Below are 26,503 nucleotides of genomic sequence, written 5' to 3'. Positions count from 1 at the left end.
GGGTGCGGGCCCGGTCGAGCGCGGTGCTGGACTCGCGCGCCGAGGAGAGGGTCTGGGCGCGCCGCGACTCCCCATGGGCGAGGTAGCCGAAACCCGCGCCCCCGAGCGCCAGCAGGCCCCCGGCGACGAAGGCGTACCGGTGCCCGTGGAGGCCGGACGGGGCGCGCTGGGGGGCATCCGGCGCTCGGGGAGCCTCGGCGAAGGCCGGGAGCCCGAGCGTCAGCACCAGGGCGGAAGCCACGAGCCTGCTTCGGACGGTGAACATGGCCATGAGTATAGCGAGGGGTGGCGGGTCGGGTGTGCGTTGACAGCGAGGGGATGCACCTGTACTGCGTCGAGCCCCAGCAGCAGGAGCGTCGAGCCTTGACGATCTGGATCAACGGACAGGCACGAGAAGTGCCCGAGGGCATGACACTCGCGGCACTGCTCACCTCGATGGAGGTGGGCGGGCCGGGAGTGGCGGTGGAGGTGAACGCGGAGGTGGTCCGCCGTGCGCGCCACCCCGAGTTCCAGCTGTCCCCGCAGGATCGCGTGGAGATCGTCACCTTCGTCGGTGGCGGATAGGAGCGAGCAATGAGCGTGCAGGACAAGCCCCTGATCATCGCCGGCGTCACCTTCCAGTCGCGCCTCATCGTGGGCACGGGGAAGTACCCCAGCCACGAAGTGATGAAGCGCTGCCATGAGGCCTCGGGCGCCGAGATGGTGACGGTGGCGGTGCGCCGGTTGGACCTCTCGGCCAAGGGCGAGGCGTCGCTGATGAATTGGATCGACCCCCAGCGCATGCGGCTGCTGCCGAACACGGCCCTCTGCTACACGGCCGACGACGCGGTGCGCACCTGCCGGCTCGCCGAGGAGCTCGGCATGAGCAAGTGGGTGAAGCTGGAGGTGCTCGGCGACGAGAAGACGCTCTACCCGGACGTCGAGGAGACGCTCAAGGCGGCGCGCGTCCTGGTGAAGGAGGGCTTCACGGTGCTGCCCTACACCTCGGACGACCCCATCACCGCGCGCAAGCTGGAGGACGTGGGGTGCGCGGCGGTGATGCCGCTGGCCGCTCCCATTGGCTCGGGGCTGGGCATCCGCAACCCGCACAACATCCGCCTCATCCGCGAGACGGTGAAGGTGCCGGTCATCGTGGACGCGGGCGTGGGTACGGCGTCCGACGCGGCCATTGCCATGGAGCTGGGCGTGGACGCGGTGCTGATGAACACCGCCATCGCGGGCGCGAAGGATCCGGTGCGCATGGCTCGGGCCATGAAGCTGGCCATCGAGGCGGGGCGAGAGGCCTTCCTGTCCGGCCGGATTCCCCGCAAGGCGTACGCCTCGGCGTCCAGTCCCATCGAGGGGCTCGTCGAGTAGTGCTCCCGCGGTTGATGGTCATCACCGACTGGCGCCTGCCCCGGGCGCGGTTGCTGGCCGCGCTGGAGCGGGCGCTGGAGGTGGGGCCCCAGGTGGCGGTGCAGCACCGTCACCCGGAGGCCACCGCCCGCGAGTTCCTCGAGGAAGCCCGGCTGCTCTCCGGGCTTTGCCATGCGAGGGGCAACCCCCTCTTCATCAATGGCCGGCTGGATGTGGCCCTCCTGGTGGGCGCGCACCTGCACCTGCCCGCCGGAGGCCTGACGCCGGAGGACGTGCGCCCACACCTTCCAACGGGTCGCCTCGTGAGCGTGGCGGTCCACGACGCGCAGGAGGCACGGCGGGCGCGAGGGGCGGACCTGGCGCTGGTGAGCCCGGTGTTCTCCCCAGGCTCGAAGCCGGGGGACACGCGGCCCACGCTGGGGCCCGAGGGCTTTCGGGCCCTGGCCTCGGCCCTCCCCTGCCCCGCCCTGGCCCTCGGAGGCATCACCCCCGAGAGTGCCCTCCTGCTCGGAGGGGCGACGGGCTTCGCGGTCATCTCCGGAGTGCTGGAGGCGGAGGACCCGGGAGCCGCCGCGAGGGCCCTGGTGCGAAGGTGAGGGTCTTCCCCCACTGCGTGGCGTGCCAGGATTTTCGCGGCATTTCACTCGGGCAACGGAACCCCAAAGGCCGCGAGGACCTGCCGAGCATACGTCTTGAGGCTGGCCATGCTCACAGCATCATCGAAATCAATGGCTCGCACCATGTCTCGAAACCGAGAGAGAGCGGCCTCGCATTCTTCAGGGCAACGAATCGCCGGTGATTTGCGTTTCGACTCATGTGCAACCAACTCAAGAACGACGGTTGCGTCCTCATGGAAGTCTTCCCTTAACTTCGTATCACCCTTGGAGCGGCGAATCTCTTCCAGCGAGTGGCCCATTGCAATGTGCCCCAAGCCATTGAGGGCAGCGGCAATGCGAGCGGCATCCTGTTCGGAGTATGAAGGCATTTACGGCCTCTTTTCTGAAGGACAGCCGAACGGCCCGATGAACATCTTCCCAAGGGATGGAACAAAGCCCAGGACCGTTCCTACTCGGACGGAGCCCCGTAGACAGTCGAATTTGCACCATTGCCTGAAGGCGAGATTCTTGAATATATCCGGAAATGGTTCCGGACAGAACTGACAACTCCCTTTGCCACAATGGGTGACGTGGCAGTAGACGTTGGCCTCTTCGCAAAGCACCCTGTCAGGGCAGCCGTGTTCCATGCATTCATACACGGGATAGATCCCGTCTTTCCCTGATGCTTGAATAACGCTCGCGTTCGCCTGCTGCTGCCCTGCCAGGAAGTTTAGAAATTTTTCGGCTGCGTCCCTGTAGGCTCGCTCGTCTGGCTGTGGATGTTGCTCTGCTGCCGGTCGGTCTCTGGGGTCGTCTTCACGACGGCTTGTCGCAGAAGACGCGCACCCAGTCACCAACGCACCGACGACGCACCACGAGATCCAGCAGGCCACGAGGTTCTTCGGAGACTCCATGGGCTCTGTACGGGACACGGTTCCCCCCTCCCGGGTGCCTGGCTGCTTGCGGAGCCTACCCGTCAATTCCCGTTGGACGAAACCTCGTTCCGCTCCAGGTCCGGGCTCCGGTACGGGTCTTCCCCCACCCGACCGCGCCGCAAGTATGCTGCGGCCCGTGAGCCCTCCTCCTTCGGATCTTCGCCCCCTGGCGATCGGTGAGATCATCGACCGCTCGGCCACCTTCTGGCGCAAGCACCTCAAGCACCTCTTCCTGCTCAGCTTCGGCTTCAACCTGCTCACCTACATCCTCACCAAGGCCATGCAGCTCGCCATGCAGAGCACCCTTCAGTTGCTCCAGGGCGCGGCCAAGGGCGAGGGGGACATGGAGGCCGTCCTGGTCGGCTATGGCCAGTTCCTCCTCGTGACGGCTGGGACGCTGGTGGGCACCTTCTGGCTCTACTGGCTGGCCACGCTCGTGGTGGCCCGCTACGTGGTGCCGGCCCAGCTCGGCGAGCCGGTGCCTCCCTCCGAGGGCGTGCGGCGCGGGTTGAAGCGGCTCGGGGCGTTCACCGGCGCATATGCCCTCTCCCTGCTCTGGGGCCTGGGCGCCAACCTGTTGATGGCACTGCCCGGCGCGCTGGTGACCGGGGCGGGCGCGGCGATGCTCGGGTTGTCGAGCAACCCGGGCGCCCGGCTCGGCGGTGGCGTCGTGCTCGCGGTGGGCATCCTGCTGGTGATGCTCGGCGTGGTGGGCGGCATCCTTTGGTACCTGCTGCGCTTCTCGCTGCTGGGGCCGGTGATGGCCATGGAGGAGCTGTCCGCCGTGGGAGCCTTCCGGCGCTCGGGGGAGCTGCTCTCCGGCCGCGTGGAGCCGGGCTTCACCGGCCGCGTGAAGGTGCGCGCGATGATCCTCGTGACCGTGGTGTCGGTCATCCTCGTCGCGGTGAGCATCCTGTCCGGGCTGCCCGCGCTCATCGTCCAGTTCTCCTACGGCAGCCCGTTCGACCCCGTCGCCGCGGCGGCCAACCCGGTGCCGCAGTCCCTCCTCGTCCCCGCCGAGCTGCTCCAGGTCGTGGGACAGGCGGTGTTCAGCCCCCTGGGGCTCGTCTTCTACGCGCTGTTCTACCTGGACATGCGCGTGCGCCGGGAGGGACTGGATCTCGAGCAGCGCCTCGGGGCCCGCTCGACGCCCCCGGTGGCCGCATGACGGCGGGTCTGGCGCTGCTGTGGCTCGCGGCCCTGCCCTGCGAGAGCCAGGCCCAGGAGGCGCAACAGCTCGCGGAGGTGGTCCAGCGGCAGCCCGCGGGGCTGGACACGTACCTCTCCGCCCTGGAGCAGCGCTGGGAGGGTCTGCCCCTGCGCTCGCCGGAGGACGACACGCCCGAGAAGCGCGCGGAGACGGCGACCCGTCGCCTCCAGGCCGCCTGTGCCCGGCCCGAAGCCTCCCCGAGCACGGCGAGCCCCCCGCCCCGGACCGACCCGGCCCGGCTCCAGGAGATCCTCTCCCGGCCCGAGTTCGCCCAGGCAAGGCAGCGCCAGGGGGACCTGATGCAGCGGTTGATCCGCACGCTGAAGGACTGGCTGGAGGAGCTGCTGCAGACGCGCGAGGCCCAGAGCTTCGCGACGAGCACCCGGACGGCGGTGCTCGTGCTGGGCTTCGCGGTGGTGCTCTTCGCGGTGCTGCGCCTGCGCCACTGGCGGAGCGGCCCGGCGCGGCGAGGAGAACAGTCGGGCACGGGAGCCACGGCGGCGCTGGTGCTCGACTCTCCGGGGGAGCACCTGTCGCGGGCGCGGGCGGCGCTGAGCGGACAGCCACGTGAGGCCATCCGCGAGGGGCTGCTGGCGCTGCTGTCCTCGCTGGAGACGAAGCGGCTGGCGCGGCCGGACCGCGTGAAGACGAACCGCGAGCTGGTGGGCGAGCTGCCCGGACGCGGCGCCTCCACGCAGCTCACGCGCGAGGTGGAGCGGCTGGTGCACTGGTATGACCGGGCCTTCTACTCGCTCGAGCCGGTGCCGTCGGAGGACGCGGCGCGCTTCGTGGACGAGGTGGAGCGGCTCCACCAGGGGCTGGCGGGGGCATCGGCATGAAGGGCCTGAGGACGGCGGCCATCTATGGCGTGCTGGTGGCACTGGCGCTGGCGCTGGGGCTCGCGGTGAATCAGACGCCCCAGTCGACGGTGCCCTCGGTGGACAACCCGGGACCGTTCGGCCTGCGGGCCCTGTACCTGTACCTCCAGGAGTCCGGCGCGCCCGTGTCGGCGCTCCAGGAGGCCCTCGAGGACGCAGAGCCTCTGGCGGGCGTGCGGACCGTGGTGGTGGCGGAGCCAACGGGACGGCCCGTGACGGAGTCCGAGCTCGAGACCCTGCGGAAGTGGGTCCGCGAGGGCGGGACACTCGTCTACCTGGTGTCACGGGACTCGAAGTCACCACAGCCGGAGCTGGACGACTGGCTCCAGCTCAGCGCCGGGCCCCTGCTCCCGCCCGGCTCCGAGGGACTGGGGCCGGACGAGAAGGACCTCACGGGGACGACGGCGCGGGTCTGGGTGCCGACGGGCGCGGCGCGCGGCCTGGAGCACTTCCGTGTCGCGCTGGATCGGGGCATCTCGGTGGGCCGACCGGACGCGGTGCCGCTCGCGGGAGCCAAGGGCGGCGCGGTGCTGTGGCGGGTGCCCGAGGGAGCCGGCGAGGTGTACGTGCTGGCGGGCGCGGACCTGGCGGAGAACCGGCGGCTGGAGCTGCTGGACAACCTGCGCTTCTGGGACGCGCTGGCGGCGCGGGGCCCCCTGGTGTTCGACGAGTACCACCACCACCTGGACACACCGAAGGAGCCCCCCTCGGCCCGGGGCCTGTGGGTGTTCGCGGCGCAGGGCCTGCTGGTGGGGCTGCTCTACGTGGTGTCGCGCGGCACGCGCTTCGGTCCCCCGAGGCCCCTGGTGGTGGAGAAGCACCGCTCGGCGCTGGAGTATGTCCGCTCGCTGGGGTGGCTGGCGCGACGCTCGAAGGTGGAGCACGAGCTGGTACCGGAGCTGGCACGGCAGCTCCGCCGACGGATGCATGAGCGGCTGGGCATCCCCCTCGCCTTGCCGGAGGACGAGGCGGCACGGGCCCTGGAGCAGGCCTGCGGGCTGCCGGCCGCGGACTACCTCGCCGCTCGGGAGGAGCTGGCCCGGACGCTGGACCAGCGCGACATCCGCCCGGGCGACTACTCGCGCCTGGCCCGTCGTTACGCGCGGTTCGAGGCCATCGTCACCGGCCGGGCGGCGCCGCCGGGCACGAGCGCATGACCCACGCCCCCGCTACCGAGTCCAGGTAGCGGCGAGTCACGGGGAGCAACAGACTTGGGGAGGGGAGCGCGCAATGGGGGATGACACAGGATTCTCGTGGCCACCGCTCGGCTCCGAGGAGGATCTGCGGCGAAGGCTGTCCCTGGTGACCGCCGCGGACACCACGCGCGGAATCTTCCTCAACGGCGTGCTGGAGTCCGTGCGGCAACTGGGCAGCGAGTCCACGGTGCGCTACTGCCTGGAGCAGAGTGGCGAGCAGCGCTTCGTGGACCTCTTCAGCTACCCCATCGACACGCTGCTGCGGATGTCCTACGCCGGGGCGAGGCTGCTGAGCGACGACACCCGGAGCTTCTCCGAGGTCATGCGCCAGATGGGCTACGTGTCGGCGAGGGGTTTCGCCTCCTCCACGATGGGCAAGATGATGCTGCGGATGATCCTCGGGCAGCCCCGGCTGCTGCTCGACACCCTGCCGGTGGCTCACCGCATGAACACGAGCTCGGGGGCGTGCAAGGTGAGGTGGATGGGGCACACCCGCGCGGTCGTCCTCATCACGCGGGACTTCCTTCCCTCCGCGTACACGGAGGGCTCGCTGCAGGGCGCCTTCGAGTCCGCCAAGGTGCGAGGGCTGACGGTTCGCACGCATCCGACGGCGTCGCTCGACAATGAATATGAGCTCTCCTGGGAATGAGAAAGGGCCCCGCCCACGTGGAGCGGAGCCCTCGGCACCGGAGAGCCTCGCGGCCCTCCCCTACTCCGCCATGAAGACGCCAGCGGCCCGGAGCAACCGCAGGGCCGACAGCGACGCCTGCAGGCGCTCGGAGATGGCGCCCACCTCGGCGTTCGTCAGCGCGGCGTTCGCGTCCGCTACCTCGAGGTAGGTGGCCACGCCCGCCTTGAAGCTGATCTCCGTGAGGCGCTGCGTCTCACGCGCCAGCCCCAGTGCCTCCTGGGCCTTGGACAGGTTGGCCTGGGCGTTCTCATACTCCAGCCGGGCCCGCGCCACCTCCTCCGTGACACGCGCCTCCGACTGCTTCCGCAGGGCCGAGGCCTCGGCCACGCGGGCGGACTCCTCGCGCAGGTTGATCTCCCGCAGGCCGCCGTCCCACAGCATCCACTGCGCGCTGAGCGTCAGGGCCCACACGTCGTTCCGCCCCGTGAAGCCCGCGGCATTGCTGAGCCGGTAGACGCCGGAGAAGCCCACCGAGGGCGCGTAGGAGAACCACACGCCCTGCCGACGGCTCACCGCCAGGTCCAGGTTGCGACGCGCGACGGCCACGTCCGGCCGCTGCTCCAGGGCCTGCTTCGTGAGATCCTCGTTCGCGGCCGGCACCTGGGGCACCGGCGGCAGCTCCAGCGTGAAGTCCGCGTCGCGCTGGATGAGCGTGGCGAGCGCCAGCCGCGCCGACGCATAGGCGTTGCGGGCCCGCAGCAGGTCCTGCTCGGCGCGCGCCCGGTCGAGCTGCGCCCGGAGGAGCGCCACCCGCGTCACCGTGCCCGCATCGAAGCGCTTCTGCGTGTCCGCCTCGCGCGCCGTGTTCACCTCCAGCAGGAACTGCGCGGCGCGGATGGCCTCCTGGTAGCTCGCGGCCCCGTAGTAGGACTGGGCCACGGCGAAGAGGATCTCCCGGCGCGCGTTCTCCGTGTTCAGCTCCGCCACGTCCTCGGCGATGCCCGCGCTGCGGATGGCGGGCCAGAGCGACGGGGCGATGATCGCCTGCCGCACCTCCGCCTGGGCGGAGAACTGGTTGAAGGGCTGGATGACGATCTCCGGACCGCCGGGCAGCGCCACCACCGCTTCGTTGGAGTTGCGGGTGTAGCTGCCACCCACCGAGACCGTGGGCAGGTAGCCGGCCCACGCCCGGCGCGACAGCAGCGCCGACTGCTCCAGCCGGGCCCGCGCCACCTTCAGGTCCAGGTTCTCCTGCCGGGCGGCCTGGAGCGCCTCATCCAGCGTGAGCACCGGCGTCGCGGCGCTCACAGTCAGGGTCAGTGCTGCGATCAGGGAGATCATGCCGCCTCCTCGTTGTCATGCACGGGCCGCAGCTCGCTGAGCGAGTCGCCACCATAGGCACGCGCCACCTCGGCCTCGCCCGTCTCCTCCGGCGAGCGCTTGGAGCCGAACTTACGGCCGAACCACGCCGAGGCGTCATCGAACAGCGAGTACACCACCGGCGTCATCAGCAGCGTGAGCACCAGCGACAGCGTCTGGCCACCCACCACCACGCCGGCCGTGGCCTGGTTGAAGCTCGAGCCCACGCCCTTGGACATCAGCAGCGGAATCATGCCCGCCACGAATGACAGCGTGGTCATCAGGATGGGCCGCAGACGGTCCTTGCTGCCGTGGACGATGGCCTCCAGCCGAGGATGGCCCTCGCGCCGGAGCTGGTTGGTGTGGTCGATCTGCAGAATCGAGTTCTTCTTCACCACGCCGAAGAGCACCAACAGGCCGAGCATCGAGTACAGGTCCAGCGCCTGCCGGAAGATGAGCAGCGACACCAGCGCGAAGGGCACGGTGAGCGGCAGCGAGATGAGGATGGTGATGGGGTGGATCCACGACTCGAACTGCGCGGCGAGGATGAGGTACATGAAGACGAAGGCCAGCGCGAAGGCCATGAGGAAGTTCACCCCCGTGCGGGCGATCTCGCGGGACTGACCCGCGGGCCGCGCCGCATAGCCGGCCGGCAGCTTCGTCTCCGCGATGATCTTGTTGAACTGATCCACCACCGTGCCCGTGCTCACGCCCGGAGCGGTGTTGGCGGAGATCATGATCTGCCGCTGGCGGTTCATGCGGTTGATCTGCGAGGGGCCCTCCTCCTGCTGCAGCCTCACCACGTCCGTGAGCGGCACGGAGCCCAGCCGCGCGGAGGGCACGGTGACCTGGCCGATAGCCTCCACGCTGTCGCGCGAGCCCGGCTCGGCGCGCAGCCGCACGTCGTACAGGTTGCCATTCTCCACGTAAGTGGACACGTCGAAGCCGCCCACCAGCATCTGCAGGGTGCTGGCCACGTCGGGCACCTGCACGCCCAGATCCGCGGCGCGCGAGCGATCGATGTACGCGCTCACCTCGGGCTTGCCGGTGATGAGGTTGCTGTCCGCGTCCACCACGCCGGGGACCTGCCGCAGCTTCTCCAGCAAGCCGCTGGACTGCCGGGCCAGCTCGTCGAAGTCGGGACCCGTCACCACATACTGGACCGCCGCTTGCGCACCGGCGCCGCTGAAGAGGGGCGCGTCGGACACGCTCACCCTGTACGCCTTGGGCAGCTTGGAGGTGATCTCCCGGCGCACCTTGTCCATGAGGTCCTGCTGGCTGTCCTGACGCTGATCCGGGTTGACGATCTTCACGAAGATGCCGGCCACGTTGGGGGCCCGATCCGTGTTGTCGCCGATGGTGACGAGCGTGGAGAGCGTCTCCGGTACCTTCTCGCGGATGTCGCGGGCCAGGCGCTCGGCCACCAGGAGGGTGGAGTCCATGCTGCTGCCCTCCGGCATGCGGACCGTCACCTGGAACTGGGCCTCGTCACTCTTGGGGAGGAAGCCCTTGGGCACCGCGCCCATGAGCGGCACGCACGAGCCGAGCGTGGCCAGCGACGCCACCACCATCACCCAGCGGTGCGCCATCACCCAGCGCAGGGAGCGCTCGTAGGCGCGCTCGATGGGCAGGTAGACCACGTCGGTGACGCGCTCGAGCAGCGGCTTGCGCGCGTGGCCGTGCTCGGAAGCCGCGGAGCCGCCCACCAGCCAGCGCGCGCACAGCATGGGCGTGAGGGTGAAGGACACCAGCAGCGACACGGCGATGGAGAAGGCCATCGTCCAGCCGAAGCTGCTCAGGAAGCGCCCGGGGATGCCGCCCATGAAGGCCACCGGCAGGAACACCGCGATGAGCGACAGCGTGGTGGCGAGCACCGCGAGGCCGATCTCCTTGGTGGCCAGGATGGCGGCCGGGAAGGGCTTGAGCTTCTTCTCGTGGATGAAGCGGTGGATGTTCTCCAGCACCACGATGGCGTCGTCGATGACGATGCCCACCGCCAGCGCGAGCGCCAGCAGGCTGATGGTGTTGAGGTTGAGGCCCGTCGCCTGCATCAGCGCGAAGGTGCCGATGATGGAGGTGGGGATGGCGAGCGCGGCGATCAGCGTGCTGCGCCAGCTGCCGAGGAACAGCAGCACCACCAGCGCGGCGAAGACGCCACCCAGCACCAGGTGCTCCTGCACCGCATGCACGCTGGTGATGGTGGTCTCCGAGTTGTCGCGCACCACCTCCAGCGAGTAGCCCGGCGGCAGCGTCGTGTTGAGCTCCGCCATGCGCCGGCGCACTTCCTTCACCAGGGCCACGGTGTTCTCACCGGACTGCTTGCGGATGGACAGGAGCACCGTCGGCTTGCCGTCGCGCACGGCCGCCGTCTCCGCCTCCACCTCGCCGTCCTCCACCCGGGCCACGTCCCGCACGCGCAGGATGTGGCCGTTGTTCTCGCGCAGCACGAGCTGGCCCAGCTCCTCCACGCTGGACACGCGCCCGCGCAGGCGCAGGGTGAGGCGCTGCGGCCCCGTCTCGATGCTTCCACCCGGCATCGACAGGTTCTGCCCGGACAGCGCCCGCTGCACCTCGGCCGAGCTCACGCCCGCCGAGCGCATCTTCACCGGGTCCATCCACACGTTCACCTGGCGCTTGCGGCCACCGATGAGCGTCACCTGGCCCACGCCCTGCACCGTCTCCAGCCGGCGGCGCAGCACGCGGTCCGCGTACTCGGTGAGCTCGCGCACGGGCCGATCCGCCTGCACCGCCAGGATGATGACGGGCACGGCGTCCGGATCGAACTTCTGCACCAGCGGCGTCTCCACGTCGCGGGGCAGGGTGTAGGAGATCTGCGCCATGCGGTCGCGCACCTCCTGCACGGCCACGTCGACGTTCTTCTCCAGGACGAACGTGATGATGACCTGGCTGACGCCCTCCGCGGTGATGGAGGACATCTCGTCGATGCCGGAGATGGTGTTGACCGCCTCCTCGACCTTCTCGGTGACGTCCGTCTCCATCTCCTCGGGAGAGGAGCCGGGCAGGCGCGTCACCACCACCACGGTGGGGAAGTCGAGCTTGGGGAAGCGGTCCACGCTGAGCTTCGCGTACCCGGCGATGCCGAGCACGCAGATGAGCAGGATGAGCACCGACGCGAAGACGGGCTTCCGGACACAGATACTCGCGAGCCATTGCATGTGGGGCGCCCTCTCCTACTGCAGCTTCTGGCCGTCGCGCAGGTCTTCCCGCGCCACCGCCACCACGCGCTCGCCGGTGCGAACGCCCGCCATCACGCCCAGCGAGTCCCCCGCGGACTCGCTCACCTGGACCATGCGCTCCTCCAGCCGCCCATCCGTCACCACGAAGAGCTTGCGGCGCGCGCCCCCGGCATCCAGCACCGCCGTGCGCGGCACCACCGGCAGCTGCTGCTCACCGAGCTGCACCTTGGCGGTGGCGAACTGGCCCGGCAGCAGCGAGCGCTCCTTGTTGGGGACGAGCGCCTCCACCACCAGGTCCCGGGTGCCCTTGCGCAGGCCCGCGCCCATGAAGGACACCTTCGTCTTGTGCACCACGTGGGGCGCCGCCGTCAGGGTGAACTCCACCGCCTGATCCTTCTGGAGGAAGGCCGCCGAGGACTCCGGCACGGTGAGCTCCAGCCGCAGCGGATCCAAGGACACCAGCGTCACCACCTTGGAGTCCTGGCGGACGAACTCACCCACGGACACCACGCGCTCGGCCACCACGCCGTCGAAGGGGGCGCGGATGGTGGCGTCCGTCGCGCTGATCTCCAGCAGCGACAGGCGCGCGGCGGCCGAGGCGGCCTGCGCCGCGGCGTTGCGGCACTGCGCCTGGGCGCGATCATGGTCCGCCGTGGAGACGGTGCCGCTGGCGAAGAGCTTCTCGTTGCGCTCGCACTCGGCGGTGGCCAGCTCCAGCTGCGACTTCGCCAGGGACACCTGGGCCCGGGCGTCCTCGAGGCTCGCCGAGGCCGCGCGGGCGTCCAGCTTCACCAGCACGTCCCCCTTGCGCACCACGGTGCCGCGCTCGACGTGCACGGACACCACCTTGCCCGTCGCGCCGGCCGCCACGTCCGAGTCCTCGTAGGCCGACAGCGTGCCGGTGAGCGTGAGGAAGCGCGGCACCTTCGCCTCACCCACCTCCACCGTGTCCGCCTTCACCGCGGACTCGGGCGCCGAGGCCTGCGACTGCGCCGCCGCCTTCGTCTGCGCGGCATCCACCCGCGAACCACAGCCGCCGCCCAGCGTCAGCACCAGCCCGCCCACCACCAGCACCCTCAACACCGGCGCCTTGCCCGTCCTGCCCTGTCGATGAAGCTTCCGCATGCCTGTGCTCCCGTGCGCCTGGGGCCCCTCTACGAGGGGGATGCCCTCGGCCCGAGATAAGTTAGTGACCGCAAACTAACTAACCTGGGGGTGGGGGGAAATGTCAAGCACTGGATGCACCAGGCAGGCAGGCATCGCGCGTGGTTGCGTGTAGGGCCATTCCATCCCCCGTCACGGGGGTGTCACGGCCGGCTCAGCCGGGTCTCCCAGCCGCCTGGCGAGGCAGGTGGACGGTGAAGGTCGTCCCCTCCTTCGCCCCCGAGCGCACGGTGATGGAGCCCCCGTGCGCCTCCACGATGTGCCTCACGATGAAGAGGCCCAGGCCGATGCCGCGGCCCATCCGGTCCTGCTGCGCGGCGCCGCGCTCCAGGGGCTCGAACAGCTGGGGGAGTCTCTCCGCGGGGATGGGGGCGCCCTGGTTGTGCTCCTCCAGCAACACCGTCCCATCCTCTCCGCGCGTGCGCACCGTCACGGGCGTGTCGGGCGGGCTGTAGCTCAGGGCGTTGGAGAGGAGGTTGGTGAGCACCTGGGCCAGGCGGTCCGGGTCCCACTCTCCCCGCCCGTCGCCCTGGGCACCACGTCGAGGCGCCGCTCCGGGTGGACGAGCTGCACCTCGTCCACCACCTGCCGGAGAAAGCCATGCAGCTCCATGGGCTTGCGGCTCACGGGAATGCCGCCCCCCATGCGGGCCCGGGTGAAGTCGAGCAGGTCGCGGATGAGGCGGATGGCGCGCTCGGCGGAGGACTGGATGCGCACCACGCTCTTCGTCTGCCGCTCGTTGAGATCGTCCCGCTGGAGCAGCGCCGTGGCCCCGAGCGAAATGGCGCCCAGGGGGGTTGCGCAGGTCGTGGCTGACGATGCCGATGAGCTGCTGCTCGAACTCGACGCGCCGACGGAGATCCTCCTGGCGCGTCCATCGCTCCAGGGCGAGCGGCAGGTCCTCCGGGTGCAGGAGCTCCGTCCACCAGATGCCGAGCACCTCCTCGACGGTCTTGCCCATGTAGTTGGCGAGCACCTGGTTGACGTAGTCGATGTCGCCATCGGGCCGGGCCGACCACACCACCTGGGGCATGAACTCGGCGAGGGTCCGGTACTCCGCCTCCCGGTGGCGGAGCGCCTCCTCGGCACGCTTGGACTCGGAGATGTCCAGGATGAGGGCGAGGCCCCGCTCGCGCGCCTCATCCAAGGTGGCGCTGCTGATGAGGATGTCCACGCGGTGGCCCTCCCGGTGGACGTACTGCTTCTCGAAGGGCTGGAGGACGCCTGTCGCCTTCAGGCTCCGAACGGCGCGCTCGGTGGACTCCTGGTGCTCGGGCGGCGTGAGGGTGCGGAAGTTCAGGCGGCCCGCCCGGAGATCCTCTCGCGTGTAACCCACCATGTGCAGCAGGGTGTCGTTCGCCTGGGTCAGGCGGACGGAGGCGTCCCACTCCACGATGCCGACGATGCCCGCCTCCGTGAGGCGACGGAAGCGGCTCTCCCATCAGCGAGCGCAGGCCACTGCGGCGAAGCTCGTCGCGCAGCTCCAACGACGTGGTCCGCACGTCCGCCAGGAGGACGGGCTCGTCGGCGGCCGCCACCCGGGCCACGAAGGAGGGGGCACCCACCGGAGTCCGGTAGTCCGCCGAGGGCTCCGGACACGCCCCCGTGGCGGTGACGAGCTCCAGTTGCGTCCCGCTCGCATCCGCCAGCAGCAGCTCCGCCCCATCCGCGCCCAGCGCGTCCTGGATGACCTGAACGAGAGGCGCGAGCCGCGGGTGCAGGGAGCTGGGGTTGCCGCCACGGACCAGCGACTCCGGCGCGAGCGCATCGAGGCGGCGCAGGGTACGCTTCTCGGCTTGCCGATCCTCCAGGGTGTAGCCGCTGAAGGTGGCGACCACCTGACTCATCGCGTCCTGGAGCTCCTCGAGGAGCAGTCCGGTGTCCTCGGGCGTGGGCTGCTCCTCCGGAGGGAGGGACTCCCACAGGGAGGAGATGAGGCGGGCCATGAGGGCGTACTCGCTCGTCACTTCCTCCTGGGAGTAGCCGTGCCGCAGGCGCAGGCTGATGTGCGTCTCCTCCAGACGCTTCTTCGTCTTCACCGGATCGCCCCGGTGGCCCTGGCGGGAGATGGTGGCCAGCGTCGCGAGGTACTCGGGGAAGGTATCGATGAGCTCGTAGGGCTTGAGGCCCCTGGCCGACTCGAGCCGGCCTGCGTCCTGGGCGTAGCGCTCGACGAGCTGCTCCCGGTGGCTCTCGATGAAGTCAGCGACCTTGGGCATACGGTGGGCAAGCCCTGGGAGACAGAAGAGCCCCCAAGCCCTCCAGGGTGGAGCTGCCCTTCCCGACGCGCCAGTCCTCTAGTTCGAGGGGTCCGCCCGTTGACGGACCCCCCCCGGATGGGCCGCTGGGTAGCATGCCGCCTTTTTTCCTCCACCGAGAAAGAAGGCGGCATGGGACAGCTGAAGGGAAAGACGGCACTGGTGACGGGAGCATCGCGGGGCATTGGCCGGGCCATCGCCCTGCGGCTCGCGAAGGACGGCGCCAACGTGGTCGTCAACTACGCCAGCAACACGGAGAAGGCCGAGGAGCTCGTGCGGACCCTCGCCACGCTCGACCGTCGGGCGGTCGCCGTGCGGGGGGACATGGCGAAGGTCGCCGACATCCGCGCGCTCTTCGACGAGGCCGAGCGCGCCTTCGAGCGCCTCGACATCGTGGTGGCCAACGCGGCGATCGGCCTCTTCAAGCCCACGCTCGAGGTCACCGAGGAGGACTTCGATCGGGTGTTCGCGCTCAACACCCGGGGCGCCTTCTTCGTCCTGCAGCAGGCGGCGAAGCGGGTGCGCGACGGCGGGCGCATCGTCCTCGTCTCCACCGGGGGCACGGCCCGGGTGGTGCCGGGCGCGGGCCTCTACGCCGGCAGCAAGTCCGCCACCGAGACGTTCGCCCTCGCGCTGGCCAAGGAGCTCGGGGCCCGGCAGGTGACGGTCAACATCGTCTCCCCCGGCGCCGTCGAGACGGACGCCCTGTGCATGCCCAAGGAGATGATCGCTCGGACGATCTCCATGACGCCGCTGGGTCGGCTGGGCCAGCCCGAGGACATCGCCGACGTCGTGGGCTTCCTCGCCTCGAGCGATGCGCGGTGGTTGAGCGGACAGAACGTCCGCCCCACCGGCGGCCTGCTCTGAGCCCCCCGCCTCCGGCTCAGCGGGAGAAGATGGGGTGCATCTGCAGCCAGGAGGCGAAGAGCGCGTCCGCGAAGGGCTTGCCTGGAATGCTCAGGCCCCCGGAGGCATCCCCCGAGACCTGGAGGCCCCCGCCGGGAACGTAGGTGAGGACGAGATCCTGTCCCTCGCCCACGTCCCGCAGCGAGGAGAGCAGCTGCTCCAGGTGCTCCTGCATGGCGGGCGTCCGCATGGCGGAGTTGCTGGAGAGGCCGTCGCGGAAGGCCTCCACGAGCTGATCCTTCCGCACCGTGCGCAGGAAGCGGAAGTGGAGCCGCTTGACGCAGTTGGTGGCAATGGCCTCGGACTCCTGCCGAGGCAGTTGCTCCAGATAGAGCGACCAGACGTACACCTTGAAGAAGAGCTTCTCCTTCAGCGCCATGTGGGCCAGCGAAATCCGCCGCCCTTCCAGCGTGAGCGAGTCCGGCATCTGCACCCCCGCCACCTGCCGGGCCTCCGCCGCGCTCGCCGTCAACATCACCCCCACCAGGAGCCCCCACACCCTCGCCGCCGACCTGTTCCGCTCCATGCGCCCGCCCCTCCCCACCGCCGAGTCGAGTACCTGGGAGTGTGCACATGGGAGCGGCGAGCAGCCAGCGCGCACCAGGAGACTGGCGGGAAGGAGACACGCGGCGCCGGGGCTTCGTTGGGTGACTCACGGCCCCCATGAACCGAAGGGCCCCCTCCCCTGCTCCTCCTCGAGAGGAACAGTGCGAGGGAGCCCTGGGGCCCAGCGCTCGGGAGGTGTCTACAGGCCGCGGCCGCTCTTCACCATGGCCTCGCCCACGAAGCCGCGGATCTCATCAACCTTGGCCTCCCAGCTCTCGTGGCGAATGAGCTCGGCGCGCTCGCGCGTGGGGCCGGCGCCCTCGGCGAGGCACTCGTCCACCTTGCGCACGAAGTCCTCGGTGTCCGTGGCCAGCTTGCACAGGCCCACCTTGCGCACCTCGGGGATGTCCGAGGACACCACCGGCAGGCCCGCGGCCAGGTACTCGCGCACCTTGAGCGGGTTGGCGTTGAGCGTGAGCTCGTTCACCCGGAAGGGCATGAGCGCCACGTCGAAGGCGCGGCAGTAGCCGGGCAGCTCCGCGTACGGCTTGCGGCCCAGCAGGTGGATGTTGGGCTCGGCCTCGAGCACCGCCGGGTCCGCGTCCGGCGCCACCTTGCCGATCACCACCACCGAGCCCTCGGGGTGCGCCCGCGCCGTCGCGGCGATGGCCTCCATGTCCACCCAGTCCGCCACCAGCCCGAAGAAGCCGAAGATGGGCTTGGGCAGGTTCGCGATGTCGTCGGGAATCTTCGTGGACGGATCGCACGCCTTGGCGAAGTGGTTGAAGTCCACGCCGTGGCGCACCAGCACCGTGCGCGGGTTGACCTTCACCTTGTTCTCGCGCAGCCGCTCCGCCGAGGTGATGACGAGGTCCGCCCGGCGCAGCAGCTGCTCCTCCATCTCCGCGATGTGGCGCCCGTTGGTGTCGCTGAAGGCGGAGAACTCGTCCACGCAGTGGTAGACGACGAACTCCTCGCCCAGCCGCCCGGACACCGGCGCCGAGGCCGGCAGGAAGGACCAGGAGATGGGCCGCTTGAAGTGCAGCTGCCGCATGGCGCGCAGCACCTGGGCCCGCAGCAGCGTGCGGTTGGCCGCGCGCACCATCTCCGAGCCGTAGAAGGGAATGGCCAGCGGGGCGAGCACGAAGAGGTTCGGCTCCACCTCGCGGATGCCCTCGGTGAAGGAGGCCAGCTTGTTCCAGATGCGCTTCACGTCGTGCGCATTGGCCTTCGGCGCCCGGTTGCCGATGCTGTTCACCCAGAGGACGCGGTTGTCCCGGGAGAGAATCCGCATGATGTGGACCTTGGACAGCGGGTCCCCATCCCAGTCGTTGGAGAAGACCACCAGGTCCCTGCCGCGGAGCGCCCGGCGGGCCAGATCCAGATCCTCAATGCGCCGCATGTGTCTCGCCTCCTCCCACAGTCGTCGGTTGCACCAGCTCGCCGTACAGCTTCATCAGCACCGGCCCGGCGTCCGGTGACAGCACCTGCGCGGGTCCGTGCTCGAGCGCGTGGTGCACCCGCGCCGCCAGGTCCGCCGCGTCGCCGGCGCGGAAGGTGTAGGCCCCATGAGGCCGCGCGCACACGTCGCTGGCCACGCACGGCACGCCGAGCGCGAGCGCCTCGCGCACCGAGATGGCGTCCCCATCGTGCGTGGTGGGCCGGATGAAGGCATCGCAGCGCGCCATCAACCCGAGCGCCTGCGCGTGCTCCAGCTCGCCCATGTCCTCGAGGAGCTCGTCCACCTGGAACTCCCGGGCGTCGCTCAGGAACTCCTCCGTGCGGGTGCCGGGCCCGAAGACGGCGAGTCCCACCCCGGGCAGCTCCTCCGCGAGCGTGCGCAGCGCGCGGAACATCAGCTTGCGCCCGTAGACGGGCGAGGGGTGGTGCGCCATGGCCAGCAGGGGCTTGCGGCGCAGCCGCGCATCCCTCACCGCCTGCGTCATCGGCCCGGGCCGCACCTGTGAGCCGCAGAAGGCCGGGTACACCACGAGCTTCTCGTCGGGGACGCCGCAGCGGGCGAGCGCCTCGCGCACGGCCTCGGACACGGCCACCACGCGCGAGTAGCCGGCCAGGGCCACGCGGGCGAAGGCCCGGCGCGACACCGAGGAGGCCAGGTAGTCCGGCAGCAGCCCCGAGTGCAGGGTGATGACGCGGGGCGCGCGCGCCCGGATGCCGGCGGTGGCCGCGAGCATCCAGGACTTCGGGTTGTTGCCGCTGGTGTGGACGTGGACCGTCCACCCCTCGCGCAGGAAGCCCGCCAGCCGCGTGCCGTATTGGGTCGCGGTGCGCACGGGAATGACGTCCGGAGCCGGACGGCCTCCCTTCCCGATGTCCAGCACCACCGCCTCCACCCCGCGCTCCCGCAGGTACCCGTGGAGCTGCTGGACGTGCACCGCCACACCCCCGTGGGGTGGTGGATAATCACCGACGAGGAGCACTCGCATGCTCGGCACCCCCTACTGAGCGGCGGACGACACCGGAGGAACGGACTGGACGACCTCGGGGCGCCGCGTCGGTTGCGGGCGCAGCCCCATCTCGCGCTCGTAGGTGGCGAGCGGATCAGGATCCCTGCGGAGCTCCTTGGCGGGGATGCCTCCCACCACCGCGCCGGGAGCCACGTCCTTCACCACCACGGCGTTGGCGCCGATGACGGCGAAGTCTCCAATGTGGATGTTGCCGAGAATCTTGGCGCCCGCGCCGATGCGCACGTAGTCGCCAATCACCGGCAGATCCTTGAGCCCCGAGCGTCCCCCCACCGTCACCTGGTGGGAGATGAGGCAGTGCCGGCCGATCTTCGCGTCCTTGTGAATGACGATGCCCATGCCGCCGTAGCCGAGCTGCGTCCCCTCGCCGATGTCCGCCTCGGCTGGGATGTACGAGCCATGCAGATAGTGGATGGCCTTGCGCAGCATGGCCGGCAACACGGGGATGCCCCGCAGGTACAGCTTGCGGCCCATCCGGTACAGCGTCATCGCATCGATGCCCATCACGCCACTCCTCTCCCTGGTCGATTCGGAGCCCAACCTAGGTACAGGCCTTCCAGGGCGGGAGCCCCCCCGGACCCCCAAAAGTCCACCACTTACATGTACCGGGGGGGGCCTACCCGGCGCGGCGGGCGCGCAGACTGGCCAGGACGCTCAATGGCCGCACTCCGGTGACATAGAGGACGCCCATGTACCCCCCGAGGAACAGCACTCCGGCGATCCCGAGCGGCAGGACCCTCCAGAAGAAGCCCTCGGGCAGACCGGCCCAGGCGTGCACCGTGCTGGCGCGCAGCAGGAAGACGGCCCCGGCCGCCGCCCCGGCCGCCAGCGAGGCCTTGCCCAGCTCGCGCCAGGGGATGAGGTCGCGGATGCGCAGGGCCCGCGCCGGGGTGGACAGCGCCGCCGGCACGCGGGCGAGCAGCGCGCCCTTGCCCACCACCTCGGCGAGGGCCCAGGACGCGATCCCTCCCTGCATTCCGAACTGGCGCACGCCCCACCAGAGGAGGGGCACCGTCACCACGGCCTTGAGCAGGTACGAGAAGAAGATGGCGCGCGTGTGCCCGCGGGCGCGCAGCACGCCGTCCATGGGAAGGATGGCGAGCACCACGCCCAGCACGCTCACCCGGAAGATGGGAACGGCCGGGAGGAACTTCGTGCCGAAGAGCGCGCCGATGAACTCGGGCGCGGCGGCGAAGAGGAACGCGGCCAGGGGAAGGAAGGCGAAGGCCAGCTTGCCCGCGGCCTCGCGGAAGGCCTCCACCCCCTCCTCCAGACGCCCCTGCTTCTCCAGCTCGCCCAGGCGCACCATGAGCACCTCGCTGGTGGGCGTGTAGAGCAGGTCCACCACGGGCAGCTGGAAGCAGCCCACGCGGTAGAGGGCGTAGAGGGCCGGAGCCACCGAGCCCGCCACCACATAGAAGTGGGCGTTCTGCTGGGGGATGGCGAGCAACATGGCCGCGCCAAAGGGCGCCGCGTAGACGAGCTGCTCGCGCCACCACCCCGGGCGCACCAGCGGTCCGCTGGTCCCCCGCGGCACCACCACCCAGGTGGCCACGTAACGCAGGGCGGCGAAGCCCACCACCGCCCGCATCATCCCGTGCAGCCCGGCGCCCAGCAGACACGGCACCACCATGGTCGCCGAGCGCAGCGCGTCCGACACCAGGTACACCAGCGCGGACTGCTTCGTCCGGCCCTGACTGGTGAGGGAGATCTCCAGCGGGAAGGAGCCGAGCCACAGCCCGGTATAGGCCGCGAGCGCGCCCCGGTACTCGAGCAGCGCCGGGTTGTCGAACAGCCCCGCCACGGGCCCGAGCAGCCCCCACACGAGCGCGGCGCCCACCAGCCCCGCGCCCGTCATGAAGAGCAGCGTCTGGCCCAGCCAGGGGCGCTTCTCCTCGGCGCGAGGCAGGAAGTAGTAGAGGCTCTGCACCACCCCGAAGGGCAGCACGTAGTAGAGCGTCGTGGCGATGAGGAAGAGCTGGTAGTAGGTGCCGTACTCCTCGAGGCTCAACACCCTCGCCAGGACGAGGGGGATGGACACGGTGAGCCCGGCGGTGAACAGCCGGGCGAGGACCAGGGGGCCCGCCTTCCCCAGGAACGAGGAGGCGGGCGCGGCTTGCGCCGGGCTTCCGCTCACCAGGGCACCTCCGCCGGCGAGCCGATGAGACTCGGGGTGGCGGTGTTGGATGAGGGGGCCATCCGCTGCGGACGCCGGCCCAGCACGGGGCTGCGCATGCCCAGCATCCCGAAGCAGTCATCGAGCTGGCACACGGTGAGGCACGGCGAGTACTCGCCCTTGAGGCCCAGGCTGAAGTTCTCCCAGAGCACCTTGCGCTTGAGGGTGAACGGGTCTCCGCCCATCCGGTTGGGCATGTCCTCGGTGGTGACGGCCGAGCGGAACCCGTTGCGCTTGAGCACGCCGATGAGCTCGTCCGAGTACCAGCCATTGCAGTAGGCGAAGTCGCGCACGGTGATGCCCGTCTCGCGCTCGATGATGGCCTTGGACTCGCGCACCTCGCGCTCCGCCACCTCCAGGGGCTCGTGCGTGAGCACGAGGTGGCCCAGGGTGTGCGCGCCGAACTCGAAGCCGTCCTTCACCATGCCGCGCACCTCGTCCCAGCTCATCAGGTCCCCCTGCTCGGGCAGGAGGTCCGGACCGGGGCCGAGCCGCTCCTCCAGCGCGTGGATCGTCTCCACGAGCGTGGTGGTGGGGTGCTGGCCGATGAAGTCGTCGAGCGCCGCCGACACCCGCATGCGGCCGGAGAGCACGGACTCGAGCAGCTCCGCGGTGGGCCCGGGCAGCGCGTCGAACCGAGGCTGGTAGCCCCGGGCCAGCGCGAGCCGCACCAGGTGGAAGAGCCGATCATGGTTGAAGCGCCGCTCGGTGCCGATGAGCTCCGCGGGCAGGTACGTCATGGCCGGCACCCCCATGTCCTTGAGGACGGGGTAGGCGTACCGGTACACGTCGCGGTAACCGTCGTCGAAGGTGACGACGCACAGGTCCTTCTTCGCCGCGCGGCGCCCGGCCATCACGTCCAGGGCGTCCCCGATGCTGACGAGGTCGTAGCCGGCCGCGGAGAGCTCCTCCAGGTGCCGGCGAAAGGTCTCCTGCGAGATGAGCAGGCCCGGAATGGAGCGCTGCAGCTCGCCCGTGAAGTCCTTCACTACCCGGTGATAACTGACGATGAGGATGCGTCGCCCACCCGACTGGTGGCGTTGCCACGCCGACATCGCCCTGCGAAGGCCACTGTGATGAAGCACCCCCGCCGCCGCGGATTTCATCGCCCTCCGCACCATTCCCCGCACATCCATTGTGGCTTCCTCCCCCGATGCCGCCGCCGCCCAGCTTCCCGATTCCCGACTCCGCGCCCCGGGTCTTTGCATGCGGGGTGCCACACGCCCGGTGGGCGCGGCCTGGAGGGCTGAACCTCCACGAGAAGGTAAGTCTGTTCCCATCCGCGACGTCCACGGGCCCGGATCGGTGCAACCGTGGCGTCAGCGGGTCGAAAGATCTTCCGTTCCGCCCCGGACAAGTGCCGCTGGCCAGGGACGGGCGCGAGCGTGAGCGGCGCGCCTCGGCGGAAACGGGCCCCGTCGGACTGTAAAAACCTTCCTGTCCGTAACGGGAGCACGCCTCCCCGTGAAGGACCCGATCCAGGCCAGAGGATTTCCCTTCCAGGTCCCCTGATGCGCCCTTCCCGTGGCACAGCCAACTCGCTGGCGCCCGAGCTGTCGCTCGGGGGGCATGGGCTTCGTCCCACCGTTCCGTCCCCAGGTACCCGAGCAGCCAGCCGAGCCTGCTTTCTCTGGAGTACGGAGAAGTTTCCAGTTACGAACGCTTCCGCCGATGGACGCCCCCACCGCAGCGCCCCCCGCGCTGGCCCTACACGATGTCAGCAAGCGCTATGGCCGACACTGGGCGCTCGCGCGTCTCAGCTACACCCTGCCCCAGGGCCGCTCCCTGCTGCTCACCGGGCACAACGGCTCGGGGAAGACGACGCTGATGCGGCTGGTGGCCACCGCGCTCTCGCCCACCCACGGCCGGGTGGAGGTGCGTGGCAATGACTGCGTGCAGCAGCGCGACACCGTCCGCCGCGAGGTGGCCCTCCTGTCGCACGCGAGCTTCCTCTATGAGGATCTCACCGCGCACCAGAACCTGGTGGTGCTGGCGCGGCTGCTCGGCATGGACTCGCCCCTGGACGTGACGGGCGCGCTGCTCACCAAGGTGGGGCTGACGAAGCGCTCGGACAGCCCGGTGCGCCAGTTCTCCGCGGGCATGCGCAAGCGCCTGGCCATCGCCCGGCTGCTGATGAAGGCCCCGGCGGTGGCGCTGCTGGACGAGCCCTTCGGCGAGTTGGACCCCTCGGGCATCCGGGACATGGAGAAGCTCATCGGGGAGCTGAAGACCTCGGGCGTCACCGTGGTGCTGGCCACCCACCTCATCGAGCAGGGCCTGTCGCTGTGCGAGGAGCGCCTGCACCTGCAAGAGGGCCGGGCGGTGGCGGCATGAACCGGGGGCGTCCCATCTCCCTGCTCAAGACGGTGGGGGTGCTGCTGGCCAAGGACTTGTTGATCGAGTGGCGCACGCGCGCGCGGCTCAACGCGCTCATCTTCTTCGCGCTCGCCACCCTGCTGCTCTTCTCCTTCGCGGTGGGCCCGGACACCAAGCTGCTGGCGCGCAACGCGGGCGGCTACCTGTGGCTGGCGCTGCTCTTCGCCAGCGTGCTCGCGCTGGGCGAGTCCTTCCGGGTGGAGCAGGAGAACCTCACGCTGGACGGGCTGCGGCTGGCCCCGGCGGACGCGCGCGCCATCTTCCTCTCCAAGGCCCTGGGCAACGCCCTGCTGCTCACCGGCCTGGGCACCCTGCTCATCCCGGTGATGGTGGCCCTCTATGGGGTGCAGCTCGCCATGGGTGTGGGTCCTTTCGCCACCACCCTGGTGCTTGGCTGCATGGCCATCAGCGCGCCGGGCACGGTGTATTCGGCCATCGCGAGCAACGCACGGGCAAGAGATGTTCTGCTGCCGCTGTTGCTGTTCCCGCTCATCATTCCAGCGCTGCTCGCGGCCGCGAAGGCGACATCGCTCGTATTGCAAGGTGACCCGATGAATCAGCTCCCCTCATGGTTCGGGCTGCTCTTCGGGTTCAATCTGATTTATTGGGGCCTGGGCTTCGCGCTGTTCCCCCGGGTGATCGAGGATTGAGGTCATGAGCGGTCTCATCAAGACGGTGCTGCAGGTGGGCTCGGCGGCGGCGGCGCTGTCGTCCGTGGGCCTGGGCGTGTGGCTGGGCCGGAAGTGGGCCCCGCCAAACTCGCGCTTCAACGCGAAGCCGGTGCTCTTCGGCATGACGGCGGCGGCGGTGCTGCTGCTGGTGCTGGGCAACTGGCTGGGGCTGGCGTGGACGCCGCCCGAGCGCGAGATGGGCGACGTCTACCGCATCATCTATGTGCACGTGCCGGCCATGTGGATGGCGATGCTGGCGCTGGTGCTCAACTTCGGCTGCTGCGTGGCCTACCTCTTCAAGTCGAGCTGGAAGACGGACGCGCTGGCGGAGGCCTCGGGCGAGGTGGGCCTGCTCTTCGGCAGCTACGGGCTGGTGCTGGGCGCCATCTGGGGCAAGCCCACCTGGGGCACCTACTGGGACTGGGATCCGCGCCTCACCGCCATGGCCATCATGCTGGTGACGTACGTGGCCTACATGGCCCTGCGCGGCTTCGTGGAGGATCCGGAGAAGCGCGCGGTGTGGAGCTCCGTGGTGGGCATCATCTCCTTCGTCAACCTGCCGATTGTCTGGTTCTCCGTGAGGTGGTGGCGCAGCCTGCACCAGATTCAGTCCACCCCGAAGACGGTGGACCCGGACATGGCGCTGGCGCTGCGCGTCAACGCGTGGGCCTCGCTCATCCTCCTCACCCTCTTCCTGCTGCACCGCTACCGCATCGCCCTCGCCACGCGCGAGGCGGAGGTGGCCCTGCCCGAGGCGCTCCCCACGGACGCGCCCGCCTCGCGCAACGCTTCGGAGGTCGCCTGACATGTCCCCGCTGACGTACACGCTGCTCGCCCAGGTGGGCGCGGGCCGCATCCAGGGTGGCTGGGAGTACATCTGGTCCGCCTACGGCATCGCCTGGGCGTCGCTCTCGCTGTATGCCCTGTCCCTGTGGATGCGCCGGCCCAAGGCCGACGCCGTCTCGAAGGAGTGAGCCATGACGCAGCAGAACCGCAATCGCCTCATCGCCGTGGTGGCTCTCCTGGTGGCGGGTGCCGGCCTGACGCTGGTGGCCTTCGGCAACATCGGTGAGAACCTCGTCTATTACTGGAGGCCCTCGGAGATGCTGGCCCAGGGCGAGAAGGCCCACGGCCCCACCATCCGCCTGGGTGGCCAGGTGCAGCCGGGCAGCATCCAGTGGAACGAGCAGCACACCACCCTGCACTTCCGCGTGATGGACAGCGAGCAGCCCGGCGCCGCCCACGTGCTGGTGCGCACCACCGAGGTGCCCCCGCAGATGTTCCGCGAGCGCATCGGCGTGGTGGTGGAGGGCACCTTCGACAAGACGCAAGTCTTCGAGGGCAGCCGGCTGATGGTGAACCACTCCAACGAGTACCGGGCGCCCAAGAGCGAAGACGACGTGAAGAAGATGTTCGAGGACATGCAGAAGCAGGAAGCCACCACGGCCGCGGCGAGGACTCAGTGAACGGAACGCTCGGATACGGGCTGGTGCTCGGCGGGCTCGCGTTCGCGAGCTTCGGGGCCCTGGTGGGTCTGGTGAGCGGGATGCGCCGCAACGACGCGGCCTACCCGTGGGTGCTGCGCTGCGTGTACGGCTTCTTCGCCTGCATGCTCGGCGCCAACGTGGTGATGGAGTACGCGCTCCTCACCAATGACTTCAGCGTGCAGTACGTGGCACAGGTGGGCAGCCGGGCCACGCCGACGATCTTCAAGATCGTCTCGCTGTGGAGCGCGCTCGAGGGCTCCATCCTCTTCTGGGGCCTCATCATGAGCAGCTACGTGCTGGCCTTCGCGCTGACGCACAAGCGCGAGCACGCGCGCTACATGTCCCTGGCCCTGGGCACCATGCTCGCCGTGGGCGTCTTCTTCAGCTTCCTCATCGCGGGCCCCGCCAACCCGTTCCACGCGGTGTCGCCGGTGCCCATGGACGGGCCGGGCCCCAACGCGCTGCTGCAGAACCACTACCTGATGATCATCCACCCGCCCATGCTGTACCTGGGCTACGTGGGCATGACGGTGCCCTTCGGCATCGCCGTGGCCGCGCTGCTGCGCGGGGAGATGGGTGATGCGTGGATGGCGCCCCTGCGCCGCTGGACGCTCTTCGCCTGGCTGTTCCTCTCCATCGGCATCATCCTCGGCGCCTGGTGGGCGTACGCGGTGCTCGGCTGGGGCGGCTACTGGGCGTGGGATCCGGTGGAGAACGCGTCCTTCCTGCCGTGGCTGACGGCCACCGCGTTCATGCACTCCACCATGGTGCACGAGCGCAAGAAGATGCTGAAGCTGTGGACGCTGGCGCTGGCGCTGGGCAGCTTCGTGCTGACCATCCTCGGCACCTTCATGACCCGCAGCGGCATCTTCAACTCGGTGCACAGCTTCACCCAGTCGGACATCGGCCCCACCTTCCTGGTGTTCATCGCGGTGCTGCTCTTCGTGTCCATCGCGCTGCTGACCACGCGCGGGCACCTGCTGGTGGCCGAGGGCCGCATCAACTCGCTGGTGTCGCGCGAGACGAGCATCCTGGTGAACAACCTGGTGTTCGTGGCCATCACCTTCACGGTGCT

25 protein-coding genes and 4 pseudogenes are annotated in these 26,503 nt (G+C 69.8%); 14 read left to right on the top strand and 15 right to left on the bottom strand.

The genetic code is table 11. The annotated features are described in order from the left end of the window. Positions 1-241: pseudogene (locus tag VF697_RS00185) on the bottom strand (hypothetical protein); the annotation flags it as partial. 122 nt (positions 242-363) lie between these two features. Here VF697_RS00185 and thiS point away from each other — a divergent pair. From thiS to VF697_RS00170, 3 genes are read left to right on the top strand one after another with little or no spacing between them, the layout of a single operon-like run. Then, a complete protein-coding gene (gene thiS / locus VF697_RS00180; RefSeq protein WP_331091015.1) occupies positions 364-564 on the top strand; it encodes a sulfur carrier protein ThiS in 201 nt (66 codons plus the stop codon). 9 nt (positions 565-573) lie between these two features. Then, entirely contained in the window at positions 574-1,356 is a 783-nt protein-coding gene (locus VF697_RS00175; RefSeq protein ID WP_331091014.1) for a thiazole synthase, read from the top strand. Next, positions 1,356-1,952, top strand: a complete 597-nt coding sequence (locus tag VF697_RS00170; protein ID WP_331091012.1) for a thiamine phosphate synthase — start codon at positions 1,356-1,358, stop codon at positions 1,950-1,952. Before VF697_RS00175 ends, VF697_RS00170 begins: the two co-directional genes overlap by 1 nt. Before the next feature lie 44 nt (positions 1,953-1,996). On the opposite strand, the gene VF697_RS00165 is transcribed toward VF697_RS00170, so the two are convergent. Continuing rightward, a complete protein-coding gene (locus tag VF697_RS00165; RefSeq protein ID WP_331091010.1) occupies positions 1,997-2,341 on the bottom strand; it encodes a hypothetical protein in 345 nt (114 codons plus the stop codon). A gap of 670 nt (positions 2,342-3,011) precedes the next feature. On the opposite strand from VF697_RS00165, the gene VF697_RS00160 reads away from it, so the two are divergent. The 4 genes from VF697_RS00160 (at position 3,012) to VF697_RS00145 (ending at position 6,820) form a co-directional block, all read left to right on the top strand. Next, positions 3,012-4,055 (top strand): hypothetical protein, encoded by a 1,044-nt coding sequence (locus VF697_RS00160; RefSeq protein WP_414641217.1) that lies wholly within the window; start codon positions 3,012-3,014, stop codon positions 4,053-4,055. After that, positions 4,052-4,936: a DUF4129 domain-containing protein gene (locus VF697_RS00155; protein WP_331091007.1), complete on the top strand. Its 885-nt coding sequence runs from the start codon at positions 4,052-4,054 to the stop codon at positions 4,934-4,936. The genes VF697_RS00160 and VF697_RS00155 overlap by 4 nt, the downstream gene beginning before the upstream one ends. After that, the gene (locus tag VF697_RS00150) at positions 4,933-6,132 is read left to right on the top strand and encodes a DUF4350 domain-containing protein (protein ID WP_331091005.1); all 1,200 of its coding nucleotides are present in this window, start codon (positions 4,933-4,935) and stop codon (positions 6,130-6,132) included. Before VF697_RS00155 ends, VF697_RS00150 begins: the two co-directional genes overlap by 4 nt. Positions 6,133-6,205: 73 nt before the next feature. Beyond that, entirely contained in the window at positions 6,206-6,820 is a 615-nt protein-coding gene (locus VF697_RS00145; RefSeq protein ID WP_331091003.1) for a TIGR02265 family protein, read from the top strand. A gap of 60 nt (positions 6,821-6,880) precedes the next feature. Here the strand turns inward: VF697_RS00145 and VF697_RS00140 are convergent, their stop codons facing one another. From VF697_RS00140 to VF697_RS00110, 7 genes and pseudogenes are all read right to left on the bottom strand, one after another. Next, positions 6,881-8,143, bottom strand: coding sequence for a TolC family protein (locus VF697_RS00140; RefSeq protein WP_331091001.1), 1,263 nt, complete (start codon positions 8,141-8,143; stop codon positions 6,881-6,883). Then, complete coding sequence (locus VF697_RS00135) at positions 8,140-11,337, bottom strand: efflux RND transporter permease subunit (RefSeq protein ID WP_331090999.1); 3,198 nt, start codon at positions 11,335-11,337, stop codon at positions 8,140-8,142. The genes VF697_RS00140 and VF697_RS00135 overlap by 4 nt, the downstream gene beginning before the upstream one ends. Before the next feature lie 15 nt (positions 11,338-11,352). Beyond that, complete coding sequence (locus VF697_RS00130; protein WP_331090997.1) at positions 11,353-12,483, bottom strand: efflux RND transporter periplasmic adaptor subunit; 1,131 nt, start codon at positions 12,481-12,483, stop codon at positions 11,353-11,355. A gap of 193 nt (positions 12,484-12,676) precedes the next feature. Further along, positions 12,677-13,018, bottom strand: a pseudogene (locus VF697_RS00125) (sensor histidine kinase); the annotation flags it as partial. Next, the gene (locus tag VF697_RS00120) at positions 12,979-13,284 is read right to left on the bottom strand and encodes a histidine kinase dimerization/phospho-acceptor domain-containing protein (protein ID WP_331091022.1); all 306 of its coding nucleotides are present in this window, start codon (positions 13,282-13,284) and stop codon (positions 12,979-12,981) included. The pseudogene VF697_RS00125 and the gene VF697_RS00120, both read right to left, overlap by 40 nt. Positions 13,285-13,381: 97 nt before the next feature. Beyond that, positions 13,382-13,915: pseudogene (locus VF697_RS00115) on the bottom strand (PAS domain-containing protein); the annotation flags it as partial. Between the two features lie 46 nt (positions 13,916-13,961). After that, positions 13,962-14,369, bottom strand: a pseudogene (locus VF697_RS00110) (GAF domain-containing protein); the annotation flags it as partial. Between the two features lie 543 nt (positions 14,370-14,912). Here VF697_RS00110 and VF697_RS00105 point away from each other — a divergent pair. Continuing rightward, a complete protein-coding gene (locus VF697_RS00105; protein WP_331090995.1) occupies positions 14,913-15,647 on the top strand; it encodes an SDR family oxidoreductase in 735 nt (244 codons plus the stop codon). A 16-nt stretch (positions 15,648-15,663) separates the two neighbouring features. On the opposite strand, the gene VF697_RS00100 is transcribed toward VF697_RS00105, so the two are convergent. The 6 genes from VF697_RS00100 to VF697_RS00075 all read right to left on the bottom strand — a co-directional run bounded on the left by VF697_RS00100 (position 15,664) and on the right by VF697_RS00075 (position 21,949). Beyond that, the gene (locus tag VF697_RS00100; protein ID WP_331090993.1) at positions 15,664-16,212 is read right to left on the bottom strand and encodes a chalcone isomerase family protein; all 549 of its coding nucleotides are present in this window, start codon (positions 16,210-16,212) and stop codon (positions 15,664-15,666) included. Between the two features lie 219 nt (positions 16,213-16,431). Further along, positions 16,432-17,634 carry a spore coat polysaccharide biosynthesis glycosyltransferase ExoP gene (gene exoP / locus VF697_RS00095; protein WP_331090991.1) on the bottom strand — a complete coding sequence of 401 codons (1,203 nt, stop codon included), beginning with the start codon at positions 17,632-17,634 and terminating at the stop codon, positions 16,432-16,434. Then, complete coding sequence (locus VF697_RS00090; RefSeq protein WP_331090989.1) at positions 17,621-18,679, bottom strand: glycosyltransferase family 4 protein; 1,059 nt, start codon at positions 18,677-18,679, stop codon at positions 17,621-17,623. The genes exoP and VF697_RS00090 overlap by 14 nt, the downstream gene beginning before the upstream one ends. A gap of 12 nt (positions 18,680-18,691) precedes the next feature. After that, on the bottom strand, positions 18,692-19,222 hold the full coding sequence (locus VF697_RS00085; protein WP_331091019.1) for a serine acetyltransferase: 531 nt from the start codon (positions 19,220-19,222) through the stop codon (positions 18,692-18,694). Positions 19,223-19,334: 112 nt separating this feature from the next. After that, on the bottom strand, positions 19,335-20,855 hold the full coding sequence (locus tag VF697_RS00080; RefSeq protein WP_331090988.1) for a lipopolysaccharide biosynthesis protein: 1,521 nt from the start codon (positions 20,853-20,855) through the stop codon (positions 19,335-19,337). After that, a complete protein-coding gene (locus VF697_RS00075) occupies positions 20,852-21,949 on the bottom strand; it encodes a polysaccharide deacetylase family protein (RefSeq protein WP_331090986.1) in 1,098 nt (365 codons plus the stop codon). The genes VF697_RS00080 and VF697_RS00075 overlap by 4 nt, the downstream gene beginning before the upstream one ends. Before the next feature lie 616 nt (positions 21,950-22,565). On the opposite strand from VF697_RS00075, the gene ccmA reads away from it, so the two are divergent. From ccmA to VF697_RS00045, 6 genes are all read left to right on the top strand, one after another. Continuing rightward, on the top strand, positions 22,566-23,228 hold the full coding sequence (gene ccmA / locus VF697_RS00070) for a heme ABC exporter ATP-binding protein CcmA (RefSeq protein WP_331090984.1): 663 nt from the start codon (positions 22,566-22,568) through the stop codon (positions 23,226-23,228). Further along, on the top strand, positions 23,225-23,920 hold the full coding sequence (locus tag VF697_RS00065) for a heme exporter protein CcmB (protein WP_331090982.1): 696 nt from the start codon (positions 23,225-23,227) through the stop codon (positions 23,918-23,920). Before ccmA ends, VF697_RS00065 begins: the two co-directional genes overlap by 4 nt. A 142-nt stretch (positions 23,921-24,062) precedes the next feature. After that, positions 24,063-24,746, top strand: coding sequence for a cytochrome c biogenesis protein (locus VF697_RS00060; protein WP_331091017.1), 684 nt, complete (start codon positions 24,063-24,065; stop codon positions 24,744-24,746). Between the two features lies 1 nt (position 24,747). After that, on the top strand, positions 24,748-24,915 hold the full coding sequence (locus VF697_RS00055) for a hypothetical protein (RefSeq protein WP_331090980.1): 168 nt from the start codon (positions 24,748-24,750) through the stop codon (positions 24,913-24,915). A 3-nt stretch (positions 24,916-24,918) separates the two neighbouring features. Continuing rightward, positions 24,919-25,407, top strand: a complete 489-nt coding sequence (locus VF697_RS00050; protein WP_331090978.1) for a cytochrome c maturation protein CcmE — start codon at positions 24,919-24,921, stop codon at positions 25,405-25,407. Continuing rightward, on the top strand, positions 25,404-26,503 hold a 1,100-nt coding region (locus VF697_RS00045; RefSeq protein ID WP_331090976.1), incomplete at its 3' end, for a heme lyase CcmF/NrfE family subunit. The genes VF697_RS00050 and VF697_RS00045, both read left to right, overlap by 4 nt.

The organism is Archangium sp. (genome assembly GCF_036388035.1).
In the GTDB taxonomy this organism is placed as follows: Bacteria; Myxococcota; Myxococcia; order Myxococcales; family Myxococcaceae; genus Archangium.
Note: the sequence above shows the minus strand (reverse complement) of the source record. Positions and strands in the feature narration are given on the sequence as shown.

Bases quoted from the DNA above. Each gene is read 5' to 3' on its own strand.
- VF697_RS00175 (WP_331091014.1), top strand. From the start codon at position 574: ATGAGCGTGCAGGACAAGCCCCTGATCATCGCCGGCGTCACCTTCCAG.
- VF697_RS00165 (WP_331091010.1), bottom strand. From the start codon at position 2,341: ATGCCTTCATACTCCGAACAGGATGCCGCTCGCATTGCCGCTGCCCTC.
- VF697_RS00160 (WP_414641217.1), top strand. From the start codon at position 3,012: ATGCTGCGGCCCGTGAGCCCTCCTCCTTCGGATCTTCGCCCCCTGGCG.
- VF697_RS00155 (WP_331091007.1), top strand. From the start codon at position 4,052: ATGACGGCGGGTCTGGCGCTGCTGTGGCTCGCGGCCCTGCCCTGCGAG.
- VF697_RS00150 (WP_331091005.1), top strand. From the start codon at position 4,933: ATGAAGGGCCTGAGGACGGCGGCCATCTATGGCGTGCTGGTGGCACTG.
- VF697_RS00145 (WP_331091003.1), top strand. From the start codon at position 6,206: ATGGGGGATGACACAGGATTCTCGTGGCCACCGCTCGGCTCCGAGGAG.
- VF697_RS00140 (WP_331091001.1), bottom strand. From the start codon at position 8,143: ATGATCTCCCTGATCGCAGCACTGACCCTGACTGTGAGCGCCGCGACG.
- VF697_RS00135 (WP_331090999.1), bottom strand. From the start codon at position 11,337: ATGCAATGGCTCGCGAGTATCTGTGTCCGGAAGCCCGTCTTCGCGTCG.
- VF697_RS00130 (WP_331090997.1), bottom strand. From the start codon at position 12,483: ATGCGGAAGCTTCATCGACAGGGCAGGACGGGCAAGGCGCCGGTGTTG.
- VF697_RS00105 (WP_331090995.1), top strand. From the start codon at position 14,913: ATGGGACAGCTGAAGGGAAAGACGGCACTGGTGACGGGAGCATCGCGG.
- VF697_RS00100 (WP_331090993.1), bottom strand. From the start codon at position 16,212: ATGGAGCGGAACAGGTCGGCGGCGAGGGTGTGGGGGCTCCTGGTGGGG.
- exoP (WP_331090991.1), bottom strand. From the start codon at position 17,634: ATGCGGCGCATTGAGGATCTGGATCTGGCCCGCCGGGCGCTCCGCGGC.
- VF697_RS00090 (WP_331090989.1), bottom strand. From the start codon at position 18,679: ATGCGAGTGCTCCTCGTCGGTGATTATCCACCACCCCACGGGGGTGTG.
- VF697_RS00085 (WP_331091019.1), bottom strand. From the start codon at position 19,222: ATGGGCATCGATGCGATGACGCTGTACCGGATGGGCCGCAAGCTGTAC.
- VF697_RS00075 (WP_331090986.1), bottom strand. From the start codon at position 21,949: ATGTCGGCGTGGCAACGCCACCAGTCGGGTGGGCGACGCATCCTCATC.
- ccmA (WP_331090984.1), top strand. From the start codon at position 22,566: ATGGACGCCCCCACCGCAGCGCCCCCCGCGCTGGCCCTACACGATGTC.
- VF697_RS00065 (WP_331090982.1), top strand. From the start codon at position 23,225: ATGAACCGGGGGCGTCCCATCTCCCTGCTCAAGACGGTGGGGGTGCTG.
- VF697_RS00060 (WP_331091017.1), top strand. From the start codon at position 24,063: ATGACGGCGGCGGCGGTGCTGCTGCTGGTGCTGGGCAACTGGCTGGGG.
- VF697_RS00055 (WP_331090980.1), top strand. From the start codon at position 24,748: ATGTCCCCGCTGACGTACACGCTGCTCGCCCAGGTGGGCGCGGGCCGC.
- VF697_RS00050 (WP_331090978.1), top strand. From the start codon at position 24,919: ATGACGCAGCAGAACCGCAATCGCCTCATCGCCGTGGTGGCTCTCCTG.